This is a genomic window from Flavobacterium sp. LPB0248 (genome assembly GCF_013388355.1).
In the GTDB taxonomy this organism is placed as follows: domain Bacteria; phylum Bacteroidota; class Bacteroidia; order Flavobacteriales; family Flavobacteriaceae; genus Flavobacterium.
Genome location: NZ_CP058246.1, coordinates 614,739 through 640,992 on the forward strand (window position 1 = coordinate 614,739; position 26,254 = coordinate 640,992).

Sequence of the window (26,254 nt, forward strand, 5' to 3'; positions counted from 1 at the left end):
TGTACTATTATTTGTTTGAACTTCTGTGGTAAGTTTTACCGTCTAACCATTCTTGAACAGCTAAAGCGTGTGGTTTTGGTAATTTTTCGTAAAATTTAGAAACTTCAATTTGTTCTTTATTTTCAAAAACTTCCTCTAGACTATCATTGTAAGTAGCAAATTCTTCTAATTTTTCAGTCAATTCTTTTTTAATTTCTGAATTAATTTGATTTGCTCTTTTAGCCATAATGGTAATTGCCTCATACACATTTCCTGTTGGCTCTTCAATAACTGTTTTATTGTAAGTTATTGTGTTTACAGGAGCATTCGTCTTTTTTAAATCCATGACTTTATTTTATTTAGTAAATTTTTGTAAATCTGTTTCAACTCTGGCATTCATCTGGTCTGCCTTTTCTTTATACTTTGTATCGCTTTTAAATTTCATCAAATTCGCATAAGCTGCTTGTGCAACATGTAAACGTTCTTCCATTTTTGAAGGAATACTGTTAATTGCCAATTGATATGCTGAATCATATTTATAAAACAATGCATCTTCTTTTAAAGGTGTTCCAGGAAAATCAGCGATAAAATTATCAAAAGCAATTAATGCCGATTTATAATCTGAAATGGTATTATATCCTTTAGCATTTTCGTATGCTTTTTTCTCTAATTTACCATTTAGCTTTTGTACAGCCTCATTTGCCTGAGGGATGTATTCTGAGTTTGGATAATTATCAATAAAAGCTTGCAATTTTTCTAATGCTTTTACAGTATCTGCTTGGTCTAAACTGTAAACCGGCGACAACTTAGAATAGCTATAAGCTCCTAAGAAAGCAGCTTCCTGCACTTTTTCACTTCGCGGATAACCTGAAACAAACGCTTCGAACTGATAGCCTGCCAAATAGTATTGTTTTGTTTTATAATACGATTGCGAAAACATGTAAAACAACTTTTCTGCCTGAGGTTTTCCTCGGTAAGAAGTTGCTAATTGCTCAAAAAGACGAATCGCTTTTGTGTATTTACCGGCATCATACATTTTTGTTGCCATTTCAAATTTTGCTGCAACATCTTCATTTTTCAATGCTTTTTGATATTCTCCACAAGAATAAAAAAGAGTTACAACAATTAATAGCGATAGTATTTTTTTCATTTTCTTACTGTTATTACAATCTCAGACAATTAATTATGCCAAAGTGAAATCGCACCGAAGTTTCGGTGGCAAATTTAGTTATTAATTTAGCTACTGCAAAATAATTTTTTAGTATCTTAAAATACTAACACTTTAACAATTATTTAATGCTGTTTTTTACAAAGTCATTTAGTCTTGTTGCAAGAGATTCATCAACAGAAACCAATGGTAGACGAACAGTATTCTCAGCAATTCCAAGGGCTTGGAAGATTTGTTTGATTCCAGCTGGATTTCCTTGCTCAAAAATCATATCAATACTGTCTGACAAAAAGTAATGTGTTTTGTAAGCGTCGGTTGCTTTTTTATTCAATCCTAAACGAATCATTTCTGAAAATTCTTTAGGAAAACCTTGTCCAATTACAGAAATAACGCCAGCTCCTCCCGCTAAAACGATCGGCAATGCCAGCATATCGTCTCCAGAAATCACTAAGAAATCTTTTGGAGCATTTTTAATAATCTGCATAGCCTGAGCCATATCTCCAGCAGCTTCTTTAATAGCTACGACATTTTTAAAATCATTAGCCAAACGCACCACTGTTGAAGGAAGCATATTACTTGCCGTTCTTCCTGGAACGTTATATAGGATTACTGGAATTGGAGAAGCTTCAGCAATTGCTTTAAAGTGCTGATAAATTCCTTCCTGAGTTGGTTTATTATAATAAGGTGAAACAGACAATATCGCTTCAAAAGCAGAAAAATCTCTTGTTTTCAACTCTTCTACAATCTGCATAGTATTATTACCTCCAACTCCTAAAACTAGAGGCAATCTTCCTTTATTCACATCGATTACAGTCTTTATAACCAATTCTTTCTCTTCTGCTGTAAGGGTTGCATTTTCTGCTGTTGTTCCCATTACAACAAGATACTCCACTCCACCATCTATAGAAAAGTTTACAACTCTCTGTAAAGCTTCAATGTCAACTGAAAAATCTTTTTTAAATGGCGTCACAAGTGCAACACCAGTACCTATCAATGATTGCATATTAATTATTATAATTTATTTTATATTTTTCAAATACCTAAACAATTCTGAAATGAATAGTTTATAGTTCCCTAATTCTGTATTAATCATCAAACGATTTAAATTTTGATCTACAGCAGAAAATCCGATTTTAAATTTAGCTTTTGATTTGTTTGTGATAAACATTAAAAAGACATTTTCAACATCGTAATAACTTAGTAAAAGATCAAATTCTGAATTTACAAATTCATTCAGATATCCTTCTATAACTTCACCTTTCCAATTGATGTGTTTTTTACCAAAAGTTGGACGAAAATAGGTTTCTTTTTCCTTAAATTTTTCTCTGTAGGCAAGAACTTTTATATTTTCTAAAGCAATTCCGTGGAGTGTTAACTCCTTAATTAATGCTTCTGAATTTTCAAAAGTGCTCTCATCTATCAATAAACCAATTGTTTGAACGTTTTTAGCTAATACTCCGCTTTTTTCATTATTTAAATTAACATTTAATGATTTTTTTACAAAAAATTCCTTTATATAATTTAAAAACATAGTACTTTTACTAGATTACAAAATTAATTATTTAAGTTGCATTTAAAATGGTAAAACTAAAAAAGTATAACGGATTTTTAAAACTTTTTGTTATATTCTTAACACTTTTTTCAATCTCTTCTTGTAGTACGAAAAACTACAATTTATCTAAAATTGAAGGAAAACAACTTCCTGTTACCGAAAAGACTGGGGAAACTCCTGAAATTGAAAATTTTATTAAACCTTATCGTGATCACATTAATAAGGATTTAGATAATGTATTGGCTTATTGCCCCGAAACTCTTGACAAAAGCACTGGAAAGTGGCAAACTGGCATTGGAAGCTTAATGGCAGATGTTTGCGTGCAGAGAGGAAACATTGTTTTTAACGCTCGTGAAAAGAAAAACATAGATATATGTCTTTTAAATCATGGTGGTATCCGTGCTATTTTGCCAAAAGGAAATGTTACAACAAGAACGGCTTTTGAAATTATGCCTTTTGAAAACAGTTTGGTTGTTTTAGCTTTAAAAGGTGATCAGATCTTAGAAATTGCGGCTTACATTATTAAGGAGAAAAAACCTCAGCCATTGTCTGGAATGACTTTTACTATCACAAAAGATAATAAAGCAAAAGATATCATGGTGCAAGGCAAACCTCTTGATTTAAACAAAACGTATTATGTTGCTACAAACGATTATTTGGCAAATGGAGGAGACAGTATGACTTTCTTTGCAAAAAGTACTCAAAAGTTTGATTTAAATTACAAATTAAGAGATGTACTGATTGATTATTTTAAAGAAGTAGACACAGTTGTTGCTCCTAAAAATATCAGAATTACCGAAGAATAAAAATTACAAAAAAACAAGTATAGCATTTCTGCAAAAAATATATAAAATGAAAAGAAGAGAGTTTATCGAAAAAACAGCAGCGAGTACTGCCCTATTAAGTTTAGGATTGTCTTTGAGCAGTTTTGAAAGTAACGATATTAAGCATCTAACAATTCTACATACTAATGATGTGCATAGCCACATTGATCCTTTTCCTGCTGATGATCCGCGTAATCCTAATAAAGGAGGCGTTTCTCGCCGTGCAACATTAATTGAAGCTATCCGTAAAGAGAACCCAAATGTTCTTTTATTGGATGCTGGAGATATTTTTCAAGGAACGCCTTATTTTAATTATTATGGAGGTGAATTGGAATTTAAATTGATGAGCATGATGAAATATGATGCTTCAACAATTGGAAATCATGATTTTGACAATGGTCTTGACGGATTATACGCTCAGCTTCCGCATGCAACTTTTGACTTTATCAACTCTAACTACGATTTTAAAAACACGGTTATGGACGGACATGTTAAACCGTACAAAATCTTTAATAAGAATGGAATTAAAGTTGGTGTTTTTGGTGTTGGAATTGAACTTCAAGGCTTAGTAGATAAAAAATTATACCTGGAAACCGTTTACAACAATCCTGTTGAAGTTGCTCAGGATATGACAAAACTTTTAAAACAAGAACAAAAATGTGATTTGGTAATTTGTCTTTCGCATTTAGGTTACAAATATAAAGACGAGCCAAGTAAAATAAGTGATTTGACATTTGCTGCACAAACTCAGGATATTGATCTTATCATTGGAGGCCACACACATACTTTCTTAGACAAACCTACAATCGTAAAGAATAAGGCAGGAAAAGATGTACTGGTAAATCAAGTAGGATGCTACGGAATTAATTTAGGCCGTATCGATTTCTATTTTGATAAAGACAAAGCTCATACAAACCAAAGCGCAACTATTGTTGTATAGTCTTTCTTTGAATTCTAGCTTTTTCTAAAAAGTACTCTACCATAAAGAAATAAGCTAGAATTTGAGTTGTATCTCGTATTAGGACTAAAACAACCGAGTATGAGAAATACTCATTAAAAATATAAAAGATATCAGAGAAGATATAGCTTATTGCCATTAGCGACATCATCAAAGCCATGTGTGTTCCTTTTGTAATGTAACTAACAAAACAGAAATAACTCAGCACGCTCAAAACAATTCCGTATACAGTATAAAGCGTAATAAATTTTCTCATGCTGTCAAGCTGCAGGCTTAAAACAGAGATTAACAAGTAGACAATAAAAACAACTACGATAGAAATGGGCAGAATATCCCGTTTGGTTAATTTTATTCTTTCGTGTTCCCGAATAAATATGGTCACAATTAAAATATAAACAATCAGAAAACTCAGTACTCCACCTATTTCAGAGCTTTCAATATCCATCAAGTCATACACCTGGCCAACAAAACAGAAGAAAAAAATTAAACCTTCTGTTTTTTTTATTTCGAACTCACTGCTGATTAGATAATAAATAAAAATCGCAGGAAGAACAATTGCTTTTGCATATGTCGCAAAAAAATCTTGTCCTGTCCAATCAAAAATGATGGTACAGAACAATGCCAGGAAGAACAAAATTAATGATGGTTTATTAGGCTTCATTCAATTTGTTTATAAAATCTTCTTCAGACAATATGGTGATATTTAATTTTGTTGCTTTTTCCAGTTTTGCTGGTCCCATATTATCTCCCGCCACTACAAAATCTGTTTTTGCAGAAATTGAGCTTCCTACTTTTCCTCCGTTATCTTCGATGGCTTTCTTTAGTTCGTCTCTAGAAAATTGACTAAAAACGCCAGAAACCACAAAAGTTTTTCCAACAAATTTATCAGTAGCATTTGGGTTTACTTTTTCTTCAATTTCAAATTGAATTCCATAACTTTTTAAACGTTCAATAATTTTTTTGTTCTCTTCATTTTCAAAGAATTCGATAACACTTTTAGCAATTCTTTCTCCAATTTCATCAACTAAAACCAAATCCATCAACGAAGCCTGACTCAAAGCATCGATATTTTTATAATGTTTTGCTAGTTTTTTAGCCACAGTTTCTCCAACAAAACGAATTCCAAGTGCAAACAAAACACTTTCAAACGGAATTTCTTTTGATTTCTGAACTCCATTTACCAAGTTTTCTGCCGATTTCTGAGCCATTCTTTCTAAATGCAGAATGTCTTCTACTTTCAACTCATATAAATCTGCATAATTGTGCACTAAACCATTTTTAAACAACAAAGCAACAGTTTCTCCTCCAAGTCCTTCGATATCCATTGCTTTTCTTGAAATGTAATGCTGGATTCTTCCAATAATCTGCGGAGGACATCCGTAGAAATTAGGACAATAATGATTCGCTTCTCCTTCGTTTCTAATCAATTCCGTTTGGCATTCAGGACAATGCGTAATATAGTGTGTTTTTTCTGAATCTTCTGGGCGTTTATCTAAATCAACTGCTATGATTTTTGGTATAATCTCTCCTCCTTTTTCAACAAAAACAGTATCATTTATTCTGATATCTAATTTTTCAATCTGATCGGCATTGTGAAGAGAAGCTCTTTTTACAATAGTTCCTGCAAGCTGCACAGGTTCTAAATTGGCAACTGGCGTTATAGCTCCGGTTCTTCCAACTTGATACGAAATTGATTTTAATTTGGTTGAAACCTGTTCTGATTTGAATTTGTAAGCAATTGCCCAGCGTGGAGATTTTGCAGTATAGCCTAATTCTTCCTGATGCTGAATGCTATTTACTTTAATAACCACACCATCTGTTTCGTATGGAAGATTATGACGGTGAACATCCCAATAGTCAATGAAGTCAAAAACTTCTTGCATGCTATTGACTAATTTTGCCTCTTTTGGCACTTTAAAGCCCCAGCTTCTAGCTAGTTCTAATCCTTCAAATTGCGTTTTAAAAGGCAGGTTGTTTCCTGTTACGAAATAAAGCAAACACTCAAGCGGACGCTTAGCAACCTCAGCACTATCTTGCAATTTTAAACTTCCTGAAGCCGTATTTCTTGGATTTGAATATGGAGTTTCTCCAATTTCGATTAATTCCTGGTTCATTTTTTCAAAACCAGCAAATGGAAGAATAATTTCTCCTCGAATATCAAACTTATCTGGATAATTTCCTTTTAAATGCAAAGGAACTGATTTTATCGTTTTAATATTGGTTGTTACCTCATCTCCCTGAAAACCATCTCCGCGGGTTAATGCCTGAACTAATTTTCCGTTTTCGTATGTAATGCTTATTGAAGCTCCATCATATTTTAATTCACAAGTATACTGCAAACTAACATTGCCTAAAACTTTCTGAATACGGTTTTCCCAGTCTAAAAGATCTTCTTTAGAATAAGAATTATCTAAAGAATACATTCTGTATTGATGTGCAACTGTTTTAAAATTTTTGGTTACAGCTCCACCTACTCTTTGTGTTGGCGAGTTTTCATCAAAAAATTCTGGATGTTTATTTTCTAAATCCTGAAGCTCTTTCAGCTTAATGTCAAAATCGTAATCTGAAATCGTGGCATTGTCTAGCACATAATAATTATAGTTGTGCTGATTAAGTTCATTTCGTAATGTTTGAATGGTCTCTTGAATGCTCATAAATAGTAAAATATTGCAGATTATTGTGATGAAAAACTGAATATCAAAATTAGAATTTATTTTTGTTCAAATGCAGAAAAAATAAAAGTTTTAAAAAATCAAAAATCAGACTGCAAATTCATGCAGCCTGATTCTCTCCTTGTCCATTATTCTTAAAAAAGAATTAAAAAAACCAACTTCCAAATGGTTTCGACTTTTTATATTTTTTAACTGAAAATCAATATCTTACAGCGAAAATATAAAATTATTTTTGAATAATGATAAAGTCTGAACGTCTATTTTGAGCATGCTCCTCTTCAGAACATTTTACACCATTTTTACATCTATTGACTAATCGAGTTTCTCCATATCCAATGGCACTTTCGATTCTAGAAGGATCTATACCTTGCGAAAGGAGGTAATCTCTTGTTGATTTTGCTCTATTGTCTGAAAGTTTCAAATTGTACGCATCTTTTCCGCGCGAATCTGTATGAGATTCAATTTTGATTCTAATGTTTGGAAATTTCTGCATTACAAATACAACCTTAGTCAATTCTTCTACTGCTCTTGGTGTAATATCATATTTGTTATAGTCAAAATAAATTGGATTTACATCTACTTTTTCAACTCCTTGTTTTTTCACAACCAAATCGTCATAATTGCTCAATTCAAAATTCACATCTTTTATTTCGCCACCATTTTGATTGGTGGTTTCTACAGTTTTGTCATCGCTGCTATAATTTGGTTTAGCAGCAATCATTTTGACTACTTTGTTACAAGGAACTTCGATTGCATATTTACCATCAAAGTTTGTTTTGGTTTCGCCTAAAATTTCGCTAAAAGAATTATAAGCCATTATGGTAACATCAGTCAAAGGCTTTTTGGTTTTATGATCGATAGCCATTCCAGAAATACTTTGATTACAAATTGGCTTTCCTTTTACAAAAGAATAGATATCGTCATCGCCTTTTCCTCCTGCTCGATTTGAAGAAAAATAGCCATAACTATCTGTTTTGTCAATTATAAAAGAAAAATCATCTTTGTTACTGTTGATTGGCGCTCCAAGGTTTTTTGGCACAGAAAAAGTTCCGTCTGCTTGAAGCTTACTTTCGTAAACATCTAGATCTCCCCAACCATAATGTCCGTCAGAAGAAAAATACAAGACTCCGTTTTGGAAGAATGGAAAAACTTCGTTGCCAATTGTATTGATATTTGGCCCTAAATTCTGAGGCGAACTCATAGTCCCATCCGCCGCAATTTTCACCATATAAAGATCGGTTTCTCCTTGTCCTCCAGGCATATCTGAAGCAAAGAAAAGTAATCGTCCGTCTTCGCTTAATGCAGGATGCCCTACGGAGTAATCGTCACTATCAAAAAATACTTTTTCTGGATTTTCTAATTTATTATTTACGATCGATCCTTTAACAATCTGAAAATTATTAACTCTCGCCTCGTCTACTACCAATTTGTTTTTCTTTACAATATTGGTTGAATAATAAATCGTTTTTCCCTGACTATCAAAACTTGCCGTAGCTTCATGATACTTGGTCATTATATTTGGAAGGAAGACTGTTTCGTTGAATAAACTTCCATCAGCTGGATTTCTTTCTGCGATATACAAATTAAGAAAAGGCTGATTGTTCCAAGAATACAATTTCTCGCTGAACTTTGTGGTATCGCGAGCTGATGTAAATACCACATTGTCTTTAAAAAATGTAGCTCCAAAATCTGATTTACTGGTATTAATATCTAAATTTTTAATGGTATATAGAGGTTTTGCCTTTGCTACGCTGTCCATATATTTCTTTTGGGCAACATATCGGTTAATCTCTGTCTTATCACCTTTTTTATCTAAATATTCTTTTGTCATTTTATCTGCTTCGTCATAATCCATAACTGCTTTCATAGATTGGATGTAACGCAAGTAGTAAATATCAGTAAGATTATTTCCTTGCACTTCATATAATTTTCTGTACCATTTAAGTGCATTTCTAGAATCGGAAATAAAATAGTAGGAATCTGCCGCATTCTTCAAAGTCTGCGCTGATGGATCTTTTATGTTTTGTAAACATTCTTCATAAGCTTTGGAAGCATCCAAATAAGAAAAGCTTCTAAATAGAGCATCAGCTTTCTTCAAATTAGTTTTTTGAGCGAAACTAAACGTAACGCTCAAAATTAAACATAGGATATATAGTTTTCTCATAAGTTTTATTTTTAGAAGAATCGAGGAGATTTAATTTTACTTTGTTTTTGCACAAATTGATAACGCAAGATGAATTCGTGTGAACCATCATTGTATTTGTTCAATTGGCTTACAGTGTAATCAAAAGCATATCCAAGAAAGAAACTTGGTGATATTTGAAAACCTGCCAGTATGCTTATCGAATCATCTGTTCGATATGCTCCTCCTATAACAAACTTTTCCTGAATCATGAAATTTGCCGATATATCTGCGGTAAGCGGAGCACCACTTACTGCTTTTACTAAAAATGCTGGTTTAAATTTCAAATTTGGATTCAAATCAAAAACATAACCTCCCATTAAATAGTAATGCATACGCTCATAATCAATAGATTCACGAACATCGTCATAGTAATCATTCTGAATAAAACTCGGAATCGAAAATCCTACATACCATTTATCTGTATAATAGTAAATCCCTGCTCCAACAGCTAATTTCATCTGATTATTAATGTTCTGATTTAACAAAACATCATCATTATCATAATATCTTCCTTTAGACCAATCGATGTTTAACATTCTTGTTCCTGCTTTAATACCAAAAGCCAATCTTTTTTCATAACCAAGAGGCAATGAATAAGAAAAGTTTCCATCAAGATATAGTTCGTTGGAAGGTCCAATTTTATCATTTACAATGCTTAAACCCAATCCAAGTTTTTCATTTCTAAGTGGAGAATGAATGGAGAAAGATTGTGTTTCTGGTGCACCAGGCATTCCTACCCATTGAGAACGATATAAAAGTGCTGCTTCTATGGTTCCGGTAGATCCAGCATACGCTGGATTTACCGCCATAGTGTTATACATATACTGCGTATATTCGGGATCTTGCTGTGCCGAAGCGCAAACCGTAATAAAAGAACATATTAAAATGAAATATGTTTCTAATGATTTTATATATAGTTTCATAACGATACTTATTTAGTTTAATTAATTAGATGATTAATAGAAGTGGGTTATCTCATGATAGACAACCAGCCTTTTTTAACCGTTCCATCTCCAATGGTTATCACATAAAAATAAGTACCTGTTGGCAGCATATCTCCTCTATTAATTACACCGGATACATTTGCTGTTCCGTTCCAATCATTTTCATAATGTGCTTTACTATACACTAATGCTCCGTATCTGTTGAACACTTTCAACTCGTTGTTTGGATAAGACTCAATACAGTCTATTCTGAACAAATCGTTTTTACCATCATTATTTGGAGTAAACTCATTGTAAACAGTTAAACAAATTGGTTCTAATGTAACTGAAGCTGAATTGTTTGATGCATCAACATCTAGCGGAGTTGAAGTTTCTACAGTTGCGACACTTGTATAATTACCATTTGGTAAAACTTCTGCCACTATTGTCAATACTACACTCTGACCTGCATTAAGCGTTGGTATTGTCCAAAGCTGTGTTGCTGGATCGTATGTTCCTGATGTTGCAGATGAACTTACCAATTGTAAACCACTAGGAAGTAAATCACTCACAAGCGTATTGATGAAATCGCCTTCTCCTACATTGTTTACAGTTATTGTAAAGGTTACCTGATCACCAAAATTTGGAGTTGGATTATCAACCGTATGAGTAATCGTTAGATCTGAACAGCTTGCTACAGTAACATTTAGAGTTTTTATGGTTCTCTCATCACAATTATTAACATAAGCCACTGTTACAGTTCCAGGACCAATATCTGACCAAGAAACAGTTACAGATCCATCGTTTGTACCTCCGCCTGAAACAATTGTACCTCCGTTAATAGTCCATACATAATTAGATTTACCATTTGCAATTGAATACGTTACTCCTTTGAATACACATGGAGTATCATCTGTTGAAGCAATTTGAACTGCAGCATCATTTTCGAATGCAATTGTAATTCCTAGTCTTGGTCCGTTATCACAACCATTAAATGTATTGGTCAATGCTCCAGCATAATAAGTAGTTGCTGTAAGTGGAGTTGTATTAGCCAATGGTGTTCCACCAGTTGCTGATGCATACCAAACTACATTTGTTTCGTTTACCAAAATATTAGCCAATGTTGGCACTGCAGATAAACAGAAAGTTTGTGTTGTTCTTGGTGTTGTTATCACGCTTGGTGAATTTACATTTACTACAACAGCCAATCTAGCTGGATTTTCGCAACCAATTGTACTTGAAACTGCACCATAATATGTGCCTGTAACAAGTGCTGTTGTTGGCGGAATTGCTGTTCCTCCTGTTGCTGTGCTATACCAAATAACATTTGCTTCGTTTACTTGAATGTTTGCCACTGTTGGCGAATTTAAAGTACAGAAGTTTTGTGTTGTGTTAGCTGTAGTCGGTGTCGCGCTTGGATTAACTACGGTAACAGTTACCTGAAGACGAGTTGAACTTTCGCAACCTATTCCATCTACAATACTTCCAAAATATACTCCAGAAGCAAGAGCTGTTCCTGCAGGAATTGCTGTTCCTCCTGTGGCAGTTGTAAACCAAGTTACATTGCTTTCATTTACTTGAATGTTTGCAATCGTTGGCGCATTTACAGAACAGAAAGTCTGTGCTATATTGTTTGTTGTTGGATTTGCTGGATTACCAACTGTTACAGCCACTTGCAATCTTACGCTGCTTTCACATCCTGTTGCTAAATCTTTAATTGCTCCAAAGTAAGATGTCGTTGTTAAAGCATCTGTTGCAGCTAAAGCAGTTCCTCCTACTTGTGCTGTATACCAAACTACATTACTTTCATTCACTTGGATATTGGCAACTGTTGGATTTGCTCCTGAACAGAAATTTTGTGCTGTACTATTTGTTGTTGGCGTTGCAGGATCAGTTACATTCACATCAACCGGTAATCTCGTAGCGCTTTCACATCTAGTCAACGGATCTGAAATTGCCGCAAAATACTGGCCTGTAGTTAAAGCTGCTGTTGGCGCAATTACTGTTCCGCCTGTCATAGCTGTGTACCAAACTATATTTGCTTGATTGAACTGAACGCTTGCAAATGTCGGAAGATCTTCTTTACAGAAGTTTTGTGGTCCTGCTGTCACCAAAGTCGGAGTTCCTGGATCATTTACATTCACATCAACCGGTAGTCTTGTAGCGCTTTCACAGCCTGCTGTTGGATCTGAAATTGCCGCAAAATACTGGCCTGTGGTTAAAGCTGCTGTTGGAGCAATTACTGTTCCGCCTGTCATAGCCGTATACCAAACTATATTTGCCTGATTGAACTGAACGCTTGCAAAAGTCGGCGCATTTGCAAGACAGAAGTTCTGCGATCCTGGCGTTACCAAAGTCGGAGTTCCTGGATCGTTTACATTCACATCAACCGGTAATCTCGTAGCGCTTTCACATCTAGTCAACGGATCTGAAATTGCCGCAAAATACTGGCCTGTGGTTAAAGCCGTTGTTGGCGCAATCAATGTTCCGCCTGTCATAGCTGTATACCAAACTATATTTGCTTCATTTGTCTGAATGCTTGCAAATGTAGGCTGATCTTCTGTACAGAAGTTCTGAGGTCCTGCTGTCACCAAAGTCGGAGTTCCAGGGTCTGTTACATTTACATCAACAGGTAGTCTTGTAGCGCTTTCACAGCCTGTCAATAGATCTGAGATTGCTGCAAAATACTGGCCAGTTGTAAGAGCTGTTGTTGATGGAATCAATGTTCCGCCTGTTAAAGCAGTGTACCAAACTATATTTGCCTGACTGAATTGAATGCTTGCAAATGTCGGAAGATCTTCTTTACAGAAATTTTGCACTCCTGCTGTTACTAGAGTCGGTGTTCCTGGATCATTTACAATTACATCAACTGTTAATCTTGAAGCACTTTCGCAGCCTGTCGTTGGATCTGAGATCGCTGCAAAATACTGCCCTGTTGTCAGAGCTGTTGTTGGCGCAATTACTGTTCCGCCTGTTATAGCTGTATACCAAACAATGTTAGCTTCATTAGTCTGGATGCTTGCAAAAGTTGGAGCATTTGCCAAACAGAAGTTTTGCGTTCCCGCAGTTACCAATGTTGGAGTTCCTGGATCGTTTACAATTACATCAACCGTTAATCTCGCGGCACTTTCGCAGCCTGTCGCTGGATCTGAGATTGCTGCAAAATATTGGCCTGTTGTCAGAGCTGTTGCCGATGGAATCAATGTTCCGCCTGTTATAGCTGTATACCAAACTATATTTGCTTCATTAGTCTGAATGCTTGCAAATGTTGAAAGATCTTCTTTACAGAAAGTTTGCACTCCTGCTGTCACCAAAGTCGGAGTCCCTGGGTCGTTTACATTCACATCAACCGGTAATCTCGTAGCGCTTTCACAGCCTGTTAACAGATCTGAGATTGCTGCAAAATACTGGCCTGTTGTCAGAGCTGTTGTTGATGGAATCAATGTTCCGCCTGTAAAAGCAGTGTACCAAACTATATTTGCCTGATTGAATTGAATGCTTGCAAATGTCGGAAGATCTTCTTTACAGAAATTTTGCACTCCTGCTGTCACCAAAGTTGGTGTTCCTGGATCGTTTACATGTACTGTTATTTCTGATCTAACTGAACTCTCACAACCTAATAAATCCTTTATAGCTCCATAATAAATTGTTCCATCAACCAATGCTGTTGTTGGATCTAATGCAGTTCCTCCCATATCAGAAAGATACCAAACTACATTAGCTTCATTTGCCTGAAGATTAGCCACCGTTGGCGCATTGATTAAACAGAAATTCTGTGTATTCTCTGTGGATGTTGGTGTTGGAGGATTATTAACTATTACAGTAGCCGCTTTAAGCTCTCCGTTTTTATTTTGACATGTATTGTCACTTGTAACAGCCACATAATAAGTAAGAGGACTCATAGCAGGCGTTAAACCTGATACGGTTAAAACTCCCGTAGTGCTATCAACAGCATACGTTACGCCACTTACAGTTCCATTTAAAATTGGCTGTGTTTTATTGGCATCTAAGTACCAGAAGAAAACAGGAGTTGACAACGTACTTGTTGGCGTTAATACTGCATCTGTATTATGACAAATAGAAGCGTTATTTACCACTATATCCGATTCAAGAGAAGTTGGTAAGATTGTAAATGTTACTTGTTTTCTGTTTGCTGGTATAGTTTCACAATATTCATCTGAACTAACTCCTAAATAATAAGTATAAGTTCCAGGAGCTAATCCGTTTATTACTAATTTAGATGTTGTTTCACCTGCAATTAACTGACTTGTTGTTCCATCAAAACTATACCAGTAGTATACTGGATTCGTAAGAACTGGTGTATTGCTTAAAATCGCATCTAATGTTACTGTTCCTGTTTCAGAACAAATAATAGTACTATTTCCTCCATTGATAGTTACATTTGCTACTGCAGATACAGGAGTAGTAGCTCTAACAACTACTGTTACCTCTCCTCTTTCTAAAGCCGCACAACCGTAACGAATTGGCTGAACATAATATTTATAAGTCCCCGCAGGCAATGTAACCGGAATTGTATAAGTTTGACCACTAGCTACAAGATTCCCTCCTGTTGGCGAGTCATACCAAGCGTAATCAGCACACGATTTAGGCGGTACCTGGAGAGTAATATCATCTCCCGGACAGACTGTTAATTTATTATCAAGATCACTTCCAATAACTTTCGTATTGGTTACACGATCGATAGTATGAACTCTTAACTGATCTAAAACACTTGCTACACCTCCAAAAGTAATTACTACTTTATCATATGGTTGTGTTTGAGGCGCCACAATTGTCATAGCCATTGTATCTCCCGAAAGTAATTTTAAAGTCAATAAACTACTTGTATTTTCTATCGGAGCACCAACAGCAATATTGCCTGAATACAACTGAATTCTAAATCCTGTAAGTAAGTTAAGATTTAAAAGTGTTCCTGGTTTAGAAATTGTAATTCTTAAACTATCCCCAACCATAGACGGTGTTCTAAATGTTGTAGTAAGTTCAGCAGCCGCAAGTACTCCTGCTCCGCTAAACATTGTAGCATAAGTAGCAACATCGCCATCGGCTACATTCCATGGGTTAGAAACACCTACGGTAGCGGTTAAAGCACCAACGCCCATATCTTTTACGCCAGAGAAAATATCTTCAATATCTCCTTGACCACAAGCTATTTGCGTAACTTGTTTTTTGTAATAAGCATCATAAACATTAACATTTTGTGCCACACTTAAAACTGATCCTAATTGTACACGAATACCATCATAATCCTGAACGCCTGAAGCATTAGAAGGTACAAATGTGTATTCGAATGAATTTTGACCTGGTAATAAATTCAATAATGAACTTGATACCGATTGTAAAGTTCCAATGTCAATTGGATTATTAGATCCGTCGCGTTTAGTACCTATCACTGAAACACTTTGACCAACAGCAATTAAACTGTTCTCTAGACCTAATTTTACTGTTACTGGAGTTCCTTTTGGTATCGTTGTTGGCCATTGTAAATTTTGCCATGTAGTTCCAATACCTAAAAGTCCCAAACCAGTCGTAATAGTCGAAAAAGTACTTGGATCAGTATCTACTGCCAAAGCTCCATTTGTCACATTGCCTGTAATAACTGAACCTGATAATTGAGAATTAGCATAAACTCTTTCTAAAAGAGTATCACAAGTCGCAGGATCAATAACGCTAATAGTTACCGTTTGGCTTGTAGTACAAGGTCCATTGCTAGCAACTACAGTATAAGTGAAAACTCCTACTGTATTAAGAGGACCTGTACTATTAGATCCTAAAGCATTTCCTTGTGGATCGTACCAAGTTATGGTTCCGTTTGATGATGCTGTTAAAGTAACTGATGAACCTTTTGTAACCGCTATTGAATTTGTTACCCCTGTCAATGTTGGCAATGGAGTTACATTTACGGTTACCGGTACTTTTACTGATGGGCAAGCAACGCCTGTTTGTTGGGCTTGAATAAAATAATTTCCACTTACTGTTATATTTGCGGCAGCTTGATCTGTAATTGGATTATTGGCTGAATCAAAGAAAGTGTAAGTTACATTTGCATCAAAATTTGTAATAGCATCTTTTAGGTTAACTTTAGTACATCCCGCAAATGGACTTGTAACAGTCAAACCTGAACCAGCTGGATAATTTACAACTACTTCTTTTAATGTCCCATTTACGTTTTCACAAAGTCCTCCATTAGAAACAGATACATAATATGTGTATGTAGGACTAGCAGAAGTAAGTCCGCTAATTGTTAATGCCCCTGTTGCAGGATCTTTTACATAAGTTATTCCTGCTACTGTACCTGTAGTAATTTCTTGTGTTTTATTTTGATCTGTATAATATCTAAATGTTGCTCCCGCTAAAGCAGATGTTGGAGCTAACACAATTCCTCCTGCACAAGAAGCAGTCAAAGGACTTGCAATTGTAATATCTGCATCTGTTGGAATAGATAACACATTAACCGTAACAGGCTGACGAACACTATTAATACAAGTTCCCCCACGAGTTGCTTCTAAATAATAAATTGTAGTAGCAGTTAATGGAAGAGTTGGGCTAACTGACACAATATTTCCACCTGTAGGAGCATCGTACCATGTAAAGGTTTCAGTTCCTGTAGAAGAAGCTGCTAATGTTGCTGTTTGTCCAGCACAAATTGGCGTTGCCGCTCCCGTTATTGTTGCATTTGGAAATCTATAAGAAGCGCCATAAATATTTACAGTAGTTAATAAGCCAACTAATGCTCCCAATCTAATATCTACTCTATCGAATGCGGCAGTCGACGGGTAACTAACTTTAAATTTATTTCCTGACAATACTTGTAAATTCAATAAACTACTATTTACCGCAAGTCTTCCAGGATTTTCAACTCCTGCTAAAGAAGTTCCTATACTTACAGATCCTAACAATGCAGCATCAGCAAGACCACCTGGCAATTCTAATTCAACATCAACAATATCTCCCGCTTGACCAGGTGTTAGAAAATTTAATTCTTGTTGTATGTATGAATTAAGTACTCCCGCAGTTATAGTCAAAGAAGAAAATGTATTTGGATTTCCATCAACAGCGTTAAGTCCGTTAACGCCATTACATAAAACACATAATAAGCCAGGGTCAACAGTTATTGCTTGTGAACTTGGTTGCAAACAAGTACTAACCGTATTGGTTACCATTACATTAATCGCAGTTCTTGAAGTACTTTTACAATCTGATGCAGTACTCACAGCTTCAACATAAAATGTTTTATTTGCAGTTAAAACGGGATTAGGTGTATAGATATTACTGCCAGTACCTTGTAAAAGATTTCCTCCTGTTGGAGCATCATACCATAAATAAGAAACTCCAGGATTGCTTACAACAGACAGCTGTACATTCTGACCTGACTGAATAATAACGTTCGCAGATACAGGAACCGGAGGCGCTGGTCTTGGATTAACATTTACATTAACTGGTGTACGAGCACTTAAACAAGTTCCAATTACCGCTTCAATATAATATGTTGTTGGAGCAGTCAAACTTGGAGTTACAAAAGAAGTCCCTGTAAATACCAAAGTTCCTCCTGTTGCTGCATCATACCAATTATATGTTGTACCGGCAACTGGAGATTGAATTGTTATCGTTGTAGTTTCTCCGCTACATAAATTTGTAGGAACAGTAGAAATCGATGTTGGTGCCACTGGATTATTTACAGTAACTGCAGCAGGATTTCTTTCACTATTAACACAACCATTACGAGTTAGTTCAACATAATAAATTGTATTTGCTGTTAAAGCTGGTGTAGTAAATGAAGCTGTGCTTGCTAATAAATTTCCACCTGTTAAAGCATCATACCATTTAATGGTTTCGCCCAAAGCCAGAGTAGCATTTAAAGTTGCCGTTTGTCCACTGCAAATCGTAGTATTTCCAGAAATAGTTGGAGCTTGATATCTATAAGTAGCCTGATAAATATCTAAATTAGTTAAAAGGCCTAAAACTCCTCCTAAACGAACTTCCACACGGTCGAAGTTAGCACCTGCTTTAACACTTGCTCTATATTTAGTACCACTTAATAACTGTAAAGTAATAAGAGGATTATTAATCGTAACTCTATCATTATTATAAGTTGCACCATTATAGGTTGCTAAACTAATAGCACTTAATAACTGGACATCTGCTAGGCCTCCTGGTAATTCTAAATCGACATCAACAGTATCTCCAGCTTTTCCTGGATTTGTGAATTGTAATGTTTGTTGCATAGACCCTGATACATTAGCAGGAATAGTCAATCTTGCTGCAGTTGAAGGATTTCCATCTACAGAGAAATTCGGATTTGTAGCGTTACACAACAAACATATACCAATTTGAGTAGTTACCTGACTGCTGGCTTCAAGACATCCTCCAGAAGCTGTCGGCTGAACCGTTACGGTTACAGGCACTCTGGTTGCACTTACACAACCTCCTGTAAGATTAACAGATTCAACATAATAAGTCTTAGTTGCTGTTAAAATTGGAGTGGTAAAAGTATTCGAATTAGCTAATAGTTTTGTTCCTCCTGTCGGAACATCATACCAATCTAAACCAATACCAGGTTCTGTAGTAGAAGCGCTTAAAGTTGCATTCTGACCAGAAAGTATCGATACACTTTGTGTTAAAACTGTTGCCAAAGCAGGAACTGAAGTCGACGTAACTGTAACTGGAGTACGCGTTGATTTACATGTTCCAATTGAGGCTTCTACATAAAAAGTAGTAGTGCCTGTTGGCACTGTTGGTGTATAAGTACTTCCTGTAGTTAAAAGAGTTCCTGCCGTCGCAGCATCATACCAATTATAAGTGGTGCCTAATACCGGATTTATAACAGATAATGTCGTTGCCTGCGTTGCTCCAGCAGAGCAAATAGTGGTACCAGTAGTACTTATGACAGGCGCAATAGGCTGAAGTACATTAATTGTAACAGGTAATCGCTGATCACTTTCGCAACCAGCATTTCTTGAAGTACTTACATAATATGTAGTCGTAGCTGTTAAAGCTGGTGTAGTATATGTTCCCACACTAGAAAGTGGTGTAGTTGCTGTTGGTGAATCATACCAAGCTACTGTAGTACCAGCGGCAGCTGTGGCAGAAAGCGCTACAGATTGTCCAAAACATACCGATTGTGTCTCTCCATTTGCAATTGTTGGTTTTGCAAACTGCAAACGCACATCATAAATTCTTAAATTAATCAGCAAACTAACAAGTCCCCCTGTTTGAATTTTTATCTGATTAGCATCTGATGTCAGAGTATACTTTACAACATTAATATTATCTCCATTATCTAACAGTTGAAGATTAACTAGTCCACTTAACGGAACTGTATCTCCTGCAGGAGTACCAGATAACAAAGGTTGCAAAGTCGAATTTGCTAATACCCCCGCACTTATTACAGCACTTCCGTTACCATAATATAGCACAATTTCATCTCCTGCTTTCGCAGTTTGATTAAAGGTTACCGTTTCCTGGGCAAAACAAGCAACTCCCAATGAGTTTGTTATTGTTGCATATGTACTCAAGCTAGAATCATAAGCAAAAGCAGCATTAGTCACTCCAGTAGTACCCAAACAGACTCCACCAATACCGGTAGTGTTTGCTGTTGGTCGGCAAAACGTTTGTGCAAAGTTCTTATTACTCAAAAGCAATAAAAACAATAGAAGCCATACGGCAAATAATCTCTTCTGGATGATGAGATCATAAAAAGTAAATTTTTTTTTCATAATTTGGAAGATTAGAAAATGGACAATAAAACACCTCTTGCAATAAGTGCATGCACCTACGCAATTAAACAATCAGTTAAAAATCAAACAGTTAAAACAAACCTTAGTAACTTATAAAAAAGCTGCTAAATTCTGTTTTAGTAAAAAAAAATTATGTTGAATTCGGTACATCAAAATATACCGGAGAACTTATTCTATCTCCACGAGACAAAATAAATTCCGTTTTTTTTGAGGAAAAATGATTGTAGTCAATTTTCCAAGAGGAGTGATTTGTTGCAGGCCTAATTTTCATAATGAAAATTTTAGTTTAAAGTAGAATGGGGATTCTATATATATGTCGATTCGTTCTTTAGAAAGTTGATTAGGCATTCTAAACTATCTAGCTGCAAAAGCTAACAGGAATCTCTTTATATCCAATAAAATTATTGCTCCTTACAATCAGCCCGCAAAATGGGGTAGCTATAAGAGAGCAAACTAAAATGTAAACCTTTTGAAAAAAAATTAGATATCGAATAACGATTAAAAGTTTCGTTGAGATGAAGTAAGCTTAATAGGATAACATATAAAGCTAAAACAAAGTAAACAACTAAAGTAAATTTGATAAAGAAAGTAATTGTCAATTCCATACACAGACTTATTAAGTTATTATTTAATTTTTTTGAATTTCAATCTCAACTTTTTGGGAAAAATAATTTAACCCTCATGTTTAGAAAAAACAAAAGCAAAACTTTGTTTAACTTTTGTTACCTAAAATTAGAAAAAACAAAAACACAAAACAAGCATAAAATTCTTATAATTTATTCTTAAAACCTAAACCACAGAATTAAGAGCATCGTAAAACATCAGAAAATACGCTACTTTTAACATATTTTAAGTGCCATTTATTAATTAAACAAAATATCAAACATAATATGTTAAATCGATTTAAATAAAGTATAATCCTACAATTAATACAGTTTTATCGACAAAATTATCCGTAATATAGACCAAATACATCTCCTGTTTCTCAAACAAGCATAAATTTTCGGATTCTTTGAAAGATTCAAAAAAAACGCGTAGAAATACGGGGATAAAATTTAGAAAAAAATTAAACAAAAGTTAAAAAACAAAAAATGGCAAACAATTATTATTAACTGCTTGCCATCTTAAAAAGTTATTACAATTAAACTACGATTCTATAATTGTATTAATTTGATTAAATAATTGACCATCACTTAAAAAAGCACCTTGTTTAATTAATTCAAAAATCGAAGAATTTCGTTCTTCAGTGAATACTTTTTTTCCGATTTTCATTTCTATATTTTCAGTAAACATATTATCACTTAACCATTGCAGTCCTTCTTTTGTCAAAAAATCAACATCTGAAGAAAGTGATTTCAAAACAATCGATTGGATGTAAGTATCAAAACAATGAAATAAAAATATATGGTTTTTAGAAAAATGCTCTAAATATTCTGCTCTAGTCAATACACCTTCCCAAATTAAATCTGAAAAGACATCAAGCTCCTGTTCTGCTACTTCTGGTTTATTAACTTTAAGCTCCTCCCACTCTTTTCTGTCTATAGCTTGTGTAGCCAAAAAACTTGCAAATTCAGCATGTAATTCATCAAATTGTTCTTTTGTTAATCTTGCGTATTTCATTCATTTTAGGCTTTATGCTTTAGCTGTTAGCTATAAGTCTAATTATTACTATTCTTTCTATATTAAACAAAAAAAATCCCGATTTGCATCGGGATTTTAGTATAGATTTAAAAACTATTACTTTTCAGCAACAATTTCGTATGGTAACTCAACAATTACATCTCTGTGTAAACGGATACTTGCACTGTATTTTCCAGTACGTTTTACGATACCACTAGTGATGAATTTTCTGTCGATAGCGTTTCCAGATTTTTCTAAAGCTTCAGCAATGTCGATGTTTGTGATAGAACCAAAAAGTTTCTCTCCACCAGCTTTTGCAGAAATTTTAATTTCAAGAGCTTTAATTGCTTCTGCCAATGACTTAGCATCAGCAACAACTTTAGCTTCTTTGTGTGCTCTTTGTTTTAGGTTTTCAGCTAAAACTTTTTTAGCAGAAGGAGTTGCTAAAGTAGCAAAACCTTGAGGAATTAAAAAGTTACGACCGTAACCAGGTTTTACAGATACTACATCATCTTTAAATCCTAAGTTTTGTACGTCTTGTTTTAAAATAATTTCCATGTTGTTGTCCTTATATTTTAGAAGTTAGGTTCTGCTTCAACAGAAACCAGCGACTAGATTTTTATACTATTTTAATAAATCGGCCACGTATGGCATTAAAGCTAAGTGACGAGCTCTTTTTACAGCTACAGAAACTTTTCTTTGGTATTTTAATGAAGTTCCTGTTAAACGACGAGGAAGAATTTTTCCTTGCTCGTTAACAAATTTCAATAAGAAATCAGCATCTTTATAATCGATGTATTTGATTCCTGATTTTTTGAAACGGCAATACTTTTTAGTTTTGTTAGTTTCAATGTTTAAAGGCGTTAAATATCTGATATCTCCGTCTTTTTTTCCTTTTGCAGATTGCTCGATTGTAGACATAATAATTACGCTTTAGTAGATTTTAATTTTGCTCTTCTTCTCTCAGCCCATGAAATAGCATGTTTATCTAAACTTACAGTTAAGAAACGCATAACTCTTTCATCACGTCTGAATTCAGTTTCAAAAGCTAAAAGAACTTCTCCAGCTACTTTGAATTCGAATAAGTGATAAAAACCACTTTTTTTGTTTTGGATTTCGTAAGCCATTTTTTTAAGACCCCAATCCTCTTTCGATACCATTTCAGCTCCTCTACTAGTAAGAAATTCTTCAAATTTCGTTACTGTTTCCTTCACCTGAACCTCAGATAAAACGGGATTTAAAATGAAAACAGTTTCATAATGATTCATAAATAAAAATTTTATTTGTTAAAATTGGGTGCAAAAGTAAGCATTTAATTTATATATGCAACAGTTTTTTTCTTTTATTCGTCATAATGCAAAAAAGATGCCTCAACTTTAGTTTTTTTTACAAAAAAATAATACATTTACTACTGCTATCCTGAATTTATTCTAAATTTAAATGTTATGAAACTAAACTGTGTTGTTGTAGATGATAGTTCTATACAAAGGACAATTATTGCCAAATTGGTAAATAATCACCCAGGCTTGCATTTAATCGGGGATTTTTCTAATGCAATTGAAGCAAAAAGTTGTATCTCATTAAATAATATCGATTTAATATTTCTTGATATAGAAATGCCCGTTATAAACGGCTTTGATTTTCTAGACGGATTAAAATCAAAACCGCAAATCATATTTATCACTTCCAAAGCCGAATATGCTTTAAAAGCTTTCGACTATGATGCTACCGACTATCTTCAAAAACCTATTGCAGTGGATCGTTTTAACGCCTCTGTAAAAAGGGCAATTGATATGCACTTGCTTAAAAAAGATATCAAAGAAGAAGAAGGAGAACATATATTCATCAAAAGTAATCTAAAAAAACTTAAAATCTTTACTTCAAAAATAAAATGGATTGAAGCTTTTGGAGATTATGTAAGAGTAGTAACTGAGGACGACAGCAATCTGGTCCTTTCTACTATGAAATCTTTTGAAAATGATTTATCAAAAGACAAGTTCATCCGTGTCCACAAATCATATATTATCAATATAGATAAGGTAGAACGCTTTAACAGTAAATTTGCCGAAATAGGCATCACTAAAATACCTTTAAGCCGTAATAAAAAAGAAGATCTTGTAAAAGCACTTTCAACTTCTTCTTAATTAACCCGTCTTAGTAGAAATCTACATTAATCACAACTTTTATAGCTCTATATTGAGCAACAGCTTCAAAACTATTCAGCATTTTCTGGATAGTTTTTTTTGTATTCCCTAAATGAAGATTTTGCGGAATTTTAATTAATATAGTTCTAATATATTCATTTCGTATTCTGCTTATTGCAGGTTCTTCTGGACCTAAAACTGGTATTCCTAAATTTTGATTCAAAACCTGATACAGCCACATCGCCCCTTCTTTTAATTTATCAAAATCTTTGTGCTTTAACGTAAGTTTTATAATTCTAAAATAGGGTGGATATTTATAGATCAACCTATCATACAACTGCTCTTTATACATACCTATATAATTATGGTTTGTAACTTGCTGAATTGTATTATGATTCGGATTGTAAGTCTGAATAACTACTTTTCCTTGTTTTTCTGACCTTCCTGCTCTTCCTGCGACTTGTGTCATCATTTGAAAACTTCTTTCAAAAGCCCTAAAATCGGGATGATGAAGCATATTGTCAGCATTCATAATTCCAACCAAGCCCACATTATCAAAATCAAGTCCTTTAGCTAGCATTTGTGTACCAACTAGAATATCAATTTCACGATTTTTAAACGCATCTATTATCTTTTCAAAACCAAATTTACCTCGAGTAGTATCTTGATCCATTCTGGCTGTTTTCGCTTTAGGAAAAAGTGAAGATAGCTCCTGCTCTATCTGTTCTGTACCAAAACCTTTTGTAGTTAAATCTATACTTGAACAGCTATGACAATTAGTAGGTTTTGCAATCGAATATCCGCAATAATGACAACGAAGTTGATTTTTATGCTTATGATATGTTAGACTCACATCGCACTGTTGGCAATGCGGGACATGCCCACAGGTTAAACATTCAATTATAGGCGAATATCCTCTCCTATTTTGAAATAAAATAACCTGCTCGCCCAATGACAATGACTCGGCAATTTCTTCAATTAAAAGATCACTAAAATGCCCTGTCATTCTTTTCCTGAAATGCTTGTCTTTTATATCAACTAAAACCACTTCAGGCAAACGGACATTTTTGTAACGTTCAGAAAGAGTTACCAATCCATACTTATTATTTTGCGTATTAAAATAGGTTTCAATGCTAGGTGTTGCAGAACCTAATAATACTTTAGCTTTATGAAAATTAGCCAAAACTATTGCAGCATCTCTTGCATGATATCTTGGCGCTGGATCTGTTTGCTTAAAAGTCTGCTCATGTTCTTCGTCAACAATTAATAATCCTAAGTCATTAAAAGGCAAGAACAAAGCCGACCTCGCTCCTATTACAATTTGAGCTTTCGGCGAATTTTCTAGCGTTTGCCTCCAAACCTCAACTCTTTCGTTATTACTGTACTTCGAATGAAAAACTGCAACTCTATCGCCAAAATGAAGGCGCAATCTAGAAACCAGCTGTGTTGTAAGCGCTATTTCTGGCAACAGATACAAAACCTGCTTTCCTGTTTCCAAATACTCTTCAATCAGCTTTATATAAATTTCTGTTTTTCCGCTCGAAGTTACGCCGTGAAGCAGACATACTTCTTTTTCTGAAAAACTATTCTTTATTCCAGAAAAAGCATTTTCTTGAGCGTCACTCAGCTGTAATTCTTTTTCTGATTTTTCACCATTAAATACAATACGATCCTGCTGTACATAATACTCTTCAAAAATCTCTTTTTCAACCAAAGACTTTACAGCTGCCGAACCTGCATTTGAAACTTCTATAAGTTTTTTTACTGTAATAGGCTTTTTTTCTGAAGCACTGATCTGAAAATAAGCCAAAACAATTTCCCTTTGTTTGTTGGCATTTTTTAATGCTGCCAGCAATTCTTCCAAACCACTATCCGATTCGTATTTTGAATGCAGTTTAACATAACGAACCAACTTTGGCTTGTATGTTTCTTTTATTTCTTCCTCTAAAAATATAATATCTTTCGCAATCAGTTTTTGCAGAATCGGAAGTATATTTTTTTTATTTAAAATAGAAGCAATTTCCTGAACCTTTAAAGAACTCTGATGATGCAATGCTTCATAAATCAAAAACTCATCATCAGAAAGTTCGCTGTCGTTGACCACAACATCTGGTTTATGTGAAATAATCGTTTCGCTTTCCAGCAATAATCCGCTAGGAAACGCTCCTCGATACACATCACCAATGCCGCACATATAATAATCTGCAATCCAAAGCCAGTGTTTAATCTGAATTTCGGTTGCGATCGGTTTTTCATCTAAAATCTGATGGATTTCTTTTGCTTCATATAATGTCGGAGCATTTTCATGAACATCCAAAACAAGCCCCGTATATATTTTATTTTTACCAAAAGGCACCGCAACACGCATTCCTTTTTTAATGAAATGATATTCGGCCTCAGAAATACTATAAGTAAAAGTCTTTGCTAAGGAAAGCGGTAAAATAACTTCGATGAAATACATGAAAAATTTTTAT

The 26,254-nt window shown here is 34.5% G+C and carries 17 protein-coding genes; 3 read left to right on the forward strand and 14 right to left on the reverse strand.

From position 1 onward, the window contains the following. Positions 1–7: 7 nt before the first annotated feature. The 4 genes from LPB248_RS02380 to LPB248_RS02395 form a co-directional block, all read right to left on the reverse strand. Complete coding sequence (locus tag LPB248_RS02380; protein WP_008463064.1) at positions 8–325, reverse strand: DNA-directed RNA polymerase subunit omega; 318 nt, start codon at positions 323–325, stop codon at positions 8–10. 9 nt (positions 326–334) lie between these two features. Further along, on the reverse strand, positions 335–1,129 hold the full coding sequence (locus LPB248_RS02385; RefSeq protein WP_177210009.1) for an outer membrane protein assembly factor BamD: 795 nt from the start codon (positions 1,127–1,129) through the stop codon (positions 335–337). Between the two features lie 139 nt (positions 1,130–1,268). Next, positions 1,269–2,150, reverse strand: coding sequence for a 4-hydroxy-tetrahydrodipicolinate synthase (gene dapA, locus LPB248_RS02390; RefSeq protein WP_177210010.1), 882 nt, complete (start codon positions 2,148–2,150; stop codon positions 1,269–1,271). A 15-nt stretch (positions 2,151–2,165) separates the two neighbouring features. Then, positions 2,166–2,678 carry a DUF6913 domain-containing protein gene (locus LPB248_RS02395; RefSeq protein WP_177210011.1) on the reverse strand — a complete coding sequence of 171 codons (513 nt, stop codon included), beginning with the start codon at positions 2,676–2,678 and terminating at the stop codon, positions 2,166–2,168. A 47-nt stretch (positions 2,679–2,725) separates the two neighbouring features. Between LPB248_RS02395 and LPB248_RS02400 the strand changes: the two genes are divergently transcribed. Both LPB248_RS02400 and LPB248_RS02405 read left to right on the forward strand, forming a co-directional pair. After that, a complete protein-coding gene (locus tag LPB248_RS02400; protein ID WP_177210012.1) occupies positions 2,726–3,505 on the forward strand; it encodes a 5'-nucleotidase C-terminal domain-containing protein in 780 nt (259 codons plus the stop codon). Positions 3,506–3,551: 46 nt separating this feature from the next. Further along, positions 3,552–4,463 carry a bifunctional metallophosphatase/5'-nucleotidase gene (locus tag LPB248_RS02405; protein ID WP_177210013.1) on the forward strand — a complete coding sequence of 304 codons (912 nt, stop codon included), beginning with the start codon at positions 3,552–3,554 and terminating at the stop codon, positions 4,461–4,463. Here LPB248_RS02405 and LPB248_RS02410 read toward each other — a convergent pair. The 9 genes from LPB248_RS02410 to rpsF all read right to left on the reverse strand — a co-directional run bounded on the left by LPB248_RS02410 (position 4,450) and on the right by rpsF (position 22,904). Beyond that, on the reverse strand, positions 4,450–5,142 hold the full coding sequence (locus tag LPB248_RS02410; protein WP_177210014.1) for a hypothetical protein: 693 nt from the start codon (positions 5,140–5,142) through the stop codon (positions 4,450–4,452). The genes LPB248_RS02405 and LPB248_RS02410 overlap by 14 nt on opposite strands. Next, positions 5,132–7,135 (reverse strand): NAD-dependent DNA ligase LigA, encoded by a 2,004-nt coding sequence (gene ligA / locus LPB248_RS02415; RefSeq protein ID WP_177210015.1) that lies wholly within the window; start codon positions 7,133–7,135, stop codon positions 5,132–5,134. Before ligA ends, LPB248_RS02410 begins: the two co-directional genes overlap by 11 nt. A 244-nt stretch (positions 7,136–7,379) precedes the next feature. After that, positions 7,380–9,317 (reverse strand): OmpA family protein, encoded by a 1,938-nt coding sequence (locus LPB248_RS02420; protein WP_177210016.1) that lies wholly within the window; start codon positions 9,315–9,317, stop codon positions 7,380–7,382. Between the two features lie 11 nt (positions 9,318–9,328). Further along, positions 9,329–10,261: a type IX secretion system membrane protein PorP/SprF gene (locus LPB248_RS02425; RefSeq protein WP_177210017.1), complete on the reverse strand. Its 933-nt coding sequence runs from the start codon at positions 10,259–10,261 to the stop codon at positions 9,329–9,331. A 47-nt stretch (positions 10,262–10,308) separates the two neighbouring features. After that, positions 10,309–19,995 carry a gliding motility-associated C-terminal domain-containing protein gene (locus LPB248_RS02430; protein ID WP_177210018.1) on the reverse strand — a complete coding sequence of 3,229 codons (9,687 nt, stop codon included), beginning with the start codon at positions 19,993–19,995 and terminating at the stop codon, positions 10,309–10,311. A 1,167-nt stretch (positions 19,996–21,162) separates the two neighbouring features. Further along, positions 21,163–21,636, reverse strand: coding sequence for a DUF6495 family protein (locus LPB248_RS02435; protein ID WP_177210019.1), 474 nt, complete (start codon positions 21,634–21,636; stop codon positions 21,163–21,165). Between the two features lie 117 nt (positions 21,637–21,753). Next, positions 21,754–22,194 carry a 50S ribosomal protein L9 gene (rplI, locus tag LPB248_RS02440; protein WP_177210020.1) on the reverse strand — a complete coding sequence of 147 codons (441 nt, stop codon included), beginning with the start codon at positions 22,192–22,194 and terminating at the stop codon, positions 21,754–21,756. A gap of 66 nt (positions 22,195–22,260) precedes the next feature. After that, positions 22,261–22,557: a 30S ribosomal protein S18 gene (gene rpsR / locus LPB248_RS02445; protein ID WP_002987043.1), complete on the reverse strand. Its 297-nt coding sequence runs from the start codon at positions 22,555–22,557 to the stop codon at positions 22,261–22,263. Positions 22,558–22,562: 5 nt separating this feature from the next. Beyond that, positions 22,563–22,904 carry a 30S ribosomal protein S6 gene (rpsF, locus tag LPB248_RS02450; RefSeq protein ID WP_068842999.1) on the reverse strand — a complete coding sequence of 114 codons (342 nt, stop codon included), beginning with the start codon at positions 22,902–22,904 and terminating at the stop codon, positions 22,563–22,565. 177 nt (positions 22,905–23,081) lie between these two features. Here rpsF and LPB248_RS02455 point away from each other — a divergent pair, with 177 nt between their 5' ends. Continuing rightward, complete coding sequence (locus LPB248_RS02455; protein ID WP_008463025.1) at positions 23,082–23,780, forward strand: LytR/AlgR family response regulator transcription factor; 699 nt, start codon at positions 23,082–23,084, stop codon at positions 23,778–23,780. Positions 23,781–23,790: 10 nt separating this feature from the next. Here the strand turns inward: LPB248_RS02455 and priA are convergent, their stop codons facing one another. Beyond that, a complete protein-coding gene (priA, locus tag LPB248_RS02460) occupies positions 23,791–26,241 on the reverse strand; it encodes a primosomal protein N' (RefSeq protein ID WP_177210021.1) in 2,451 nt (816 codons plus the stop codon). Positions 26,242–26,254: the final 13 nt, after the last annotated feature.